This is a genomic window from Terrisporobacter sp. (assembly GCF_017888745.1).
In the GTDB taxonomy this organism is placed as follows: Bacteria; Bacillota; Clostridia; order Peptostreptococcales; family Peptostreptococcaceae; genus Terrisporobacter.
Genome location: NZ_JAGHFM010000322.1, coordinates 1 through 3,870, shown reverse-complemented (window position 1 = coordinate 3,870; position 3,870 = coordinate 1). Strand labels below are relative to the sequence as shown.

The 3,870-nt window shown below is 29.0% G+C and carries 3 protein-coding genes; 1 reads left to right on the top strand and 2 read right to left on the bottom strand.

Translation table 11 applies throughout. From position 1 onward, the window contains the following. Positions 1–355: 355 nt before the first annotated feature. Complete coding sequence (locus J7G74_RS14220) at positions 356–838, bottom strand: threonine/serine exporter family protein (protein ID WP_297136543.1); 483 nt, start codon at positions 836–838, stop codon at positions 356–358. Positions 839–842: 4 nt separating this feature from the next. After that, positions 843–1,625, bottom strand: coding sequence for a threonine/serine ThrE exporter family protein (locus tag J7G74_RS14215; protein WP_297136541.1), 783 nt, complete (start codon positions 1,623–1,625; stop codon positions 843–845). Positions 1,626–1,913: 288 nt separating this feature from the next. On the opposite strand from J7G74_RS14215, the gene J7G74_RS14210 reads away from it, so the two are divergent. Then, positions 1,914–3,290 carry a hypothetical protein gene (locus tag J7G74_RS14210; protein ID WP_297136540.1) on the top strand — a complete coding sequence of 459 codons (1,377 nt, stop codon included), beginning with the start codon at positions 1,914–1,916 and terminating at the stop codon, positions 3,288–3,290. Positions 3,291–3,870 lie beyond the last annotated feature (580 nt).

Below are 3,870 nucleotides of genomic sequence, written 5' to 3'. Positions count from 1 at the left end.
TTATATTAGACTGGATAAATTATTCAGGGAAAATTGAACTGATTAGCGGTGTTGTGGGATTAATATGTACTTTTATTTCTTATGTGATATTAAATAAAAATGATAAGAAATTTAGAGATAGTAGAGATTATATACCAATTGTAACAAGAATAATAGAAAAGTAGATATCTTTAATTTATAGAAAAGAAGTATTTAACGTTTATAGTTAAATACTTCTTTATTTATATGTTATGCAATTTATAGTTTATATGTTTTTGATAAATTATAAATTACACTCTATTAATTTAAAAATATTTATTTAACACGTTACTAGAGTGACTTACAAAGTCATTTGTGACATAGGTTAAACAAATTTTTATTTAATTAATTTTTTTAATTGAAGTTTTTTATTTATTATTTTAGTTCTAATTATATAATAAGTATTTACTAAAGATGTAATTAAAAGTACTCCCATAGCTATTGAAGCACTTACAAAAACTGCGTTAGTACCAACTGACACAGCATCAGTATAATTACCTTCAACTAAAAAAAGCATAGTTTTATAAAGTCCAAGTCCAGGTATCAAAGGTAATATTCCTGGTATGGCGAAGATAATAGCAGGGAATTTCATTTTTCTTGCAAGTATCTCACTGACTAATGAGATAAAGCTTGCTGCAAAAAAATTAGCTAATATGGCATTTTCTGATATATCAAATAGAATCATGTATATAGTCCAACCAATACCTCCAATAACTCCAACAGGAATTAATGAACGCTTTGGAGAATTAAAAAATATTGAAAATCCTGCTGTAGCTAAAGCAGAAAAAATAAAATTAGTAATAAGTGTGTTTAAAGTCATTTAATTAACCTCCAAATCTATGAGTTAGGTCAAGAACTACACCGACACCAACGGCTATAGCAGCAGCAATTAAAAATGCCTCTATGATTCTAGAAATTCCTGCTAGCAAATTTCCGGAAATTAAGTCCCTAAGACCTTTTATAAAAGAAACTCCAGGTAAAAGTGGCATTATGGAACCAACTATTAGTGAAGTAGAATTTTGTAAAACATTATAATTTACTAATAAGTTACCAAGCACTGCTATTGAAAAGGAACTCATTAGTGTTGCGAAAAATGTTATTCCATTCAATTTCATTATTTTATTATAAATAATAACTCCAATGCTTGCTATTATTAATGTTAAAATGAAGTCTAGTACAGTAGTACCACCTATTAAATAGGCAAATGAAGCTGATGCCATAGCAGTACCAGCAAAATATATAAATTGATTATAATCTTTTACTGCTTCAACTTCTTTTAGTTTATCAATAGCTTGTAGAGGATCTACATCTTCATTTTGTACAAACTCCCTAGAAATATCATTTAATCTATCAATTTTAGTTAAATTGATTGTCCTTTTAGAAATAGTTTTCATAAAGGTTAGACCATCGAATTTTTCGTCAGAGATAATTACACAAGTTGGTGTAGTAAATACATTTACATGTTTAAACCCTCTAGATTTGCAAACTCTAAGAACACTATCTTCAACCCTGGATGTTTCTGCACCGTTAGTTAACATTTGTTCCCCAAGTAATAGGGCAAATCGTAGAATCTCTTTTTTATAGCTAATTTGAAATTCCCTTTTCATAAAGTCCTCCTATTTATATTATCAATAAAAAGATTATATCAAAATCTTTTTGAAACTGTTATAAGATTTATCTATTTATTGGAAATAATTTTGATTTAAAATATACTTTATACGAGAAAATAGTTTTTCTATTATTAGGTTATATATTTTTTCATATAATATAACAAATTTTAATTATATTTATTAAGCTTTATAAGTTTATAAACTAACAGATGCTTAGTAAAGGAACATATTTTTTATAAGACCATATAATACTATTATCTTATTGGATAAAAGGGGTAGTTTATTATGGTTTTGACAGGAGCACATTACATCTATATTATATTCATGGTTATTATATTAATCTCCATGATTATGAAAAAAGAAAGTGTAGTACCATGTATATTAGGTATATTTTTCTTAGGATTATATTTTACAAATAGTTTTACAGGCGCATTAAATGGAATTTTCAATTCTTTTGTAGTAGCGCTTAATGAATTGGGCGGTATAATTTTAATCATAGGAATTATGGTTGCATTATCGAAGGCTTTAGAAGAGATAAATGCTATTAACTTTATGATAAGACCATTTGTGAAGGTAATAAAAAAACCTGTAACTGCATTTTTTGCTGCAGGTATAGTAATGTTCATAATGTCTTCATTTTTCTGGCCATCACCAGCTTGTGCATTAGTAGGAGCTATTTTTTTACCTATAGCTATTAGAGCAGGACTTCCTGCAATGGGTTTAGCCGTAGCTATCAATTTATTTGGACATGGATTAGCATTATCTACAGATTTTATCATTCAAGGAGCACCAGCTATTACAGCAGGAGCAGCAGGTATACCAGTGGAATCGGTTATAAATCAAGGGATGCCATTGTTTTGGATAATGGCTATAGTAACAATATCAGTATCATTTTATATGCTTAGAAAAGATATGAAAAATGGTATGTTTGACGAAGAATTAGCAATTTCTAAAGAAGTTGAAATAGAAGTAAAAGAAGTGGATTTAAAAGCTAAAATATCAGTTCTAGTAGTAGGTATTGCATTTATATTAGATATTGTAGCTATGTCTATGTTAGATTTAAAGGGTGGAGATGCGACCGCTTTATTAGGAGGTACAGCAATATCTTTATTAATATTTATTAATGGATTAAATAACCCTAAAAAGAGCTTTGACAAAGTTGCAGAACATGTTGTACATGGGCTTGGTTTTGCAATTAGTATATTTGGCGTAATTATTCCTATAGCAGCTTTTTTCTATTTGGGAGATGTTCATGTTGTAACAGCTTTTGGAGAAGTATTAGCACCAGGATCTGAAGGTTTACTAGCAGACATAGGTATTGCTTTATCTCAATCTGTACCATTTAATAATGTAGCTGCGGCGAGTATAGAAACTGTAGTTGGTGCAATTACAGGACTTGATGGCTCAGGATTTTCAGGTATGTCATTAGCTGGATCATTAGCTTTAGTATTTGGGAATGCTATAAATGTGAATGTAGCTGTACTTACAGCATTAGGTCAAATAGCAGCCACATGGGTCGGAGGAGGATGTTTAGTACCTTGGTCATTAGTTGCAGCAGCGGCAATATGTGGTGTTAGTCCTATGGAATTAGCTAAGAGAAACTTTATACCAATTATGGTAGGGTTTGTAGTAACAACAATAGTAGCTATATTCATTATTTAGATTAAATATATATAAGTAAGATTTAATATATAAATATTTAAATTAAAAAGCTGTAGAGTGTACATTCTACAGCTTTCTAATTTCCAACTTTGTTACTTGAGCAACTGGCGAAGTTGTTGGTGGCATGAAGTGTATCCTTCACTCAGTGGTTTAAGTAATGTGAATTAATTTATTTATTTCTGAAATATTTAGCCATAGATGAATTAAATTAGGTATGATAAGTTTAATAATTTATTATGTATATTTCTCAGAAAAATAAAAATAATATAAATAGATTAAAAAGCTATTGACAATACTTTTTTATGGTGATAGAATTGTACTTGTCTTTAAGAAAAAGATAACCTAAGTTAAATTATTTAAAAAGGTTGTTGACAAAGATGAATAACTTTGATAAACTTAAAGAAGTTGTAAGAAAGAACTTTGAAAATTAAACAGTAGGTTAACAATAAATTAATTCTTTAAGAATTAAACACAAACAAACCAAGCCAGATATTCAGATAATGATTAGTCTGAGCAGGTAACAACTTTTATTTGAGAGTTTGATCCTGGCTCAGGATGAACGCTGGCGGCGTGCCTAACA

Excerpts from the sequence above, each read along its gene's own strand:
- J7G74_RS14220 (WP_297136543.1), bottom strand. The coding sequence starts at position 838 with ATGACTTTAAACACACTTATTACTAATTTTATTTTTTCTGCTTTAGCT.
- J7G74_RS14215 (WP_297136541.1), bottom strand. The coding sequence starts at position 1,625 with ATGAAAAGGGAATTTCAAATTAGCTATAAAAAAGAGATTCTACGATTT.
- J7G74_RS14210 (WP_297136540.1), top strand. The coding sequence starts at position 1,914 with ATGGTTTTGACAGGAGCACATTACATCTATATTATATTCATGGTTATT.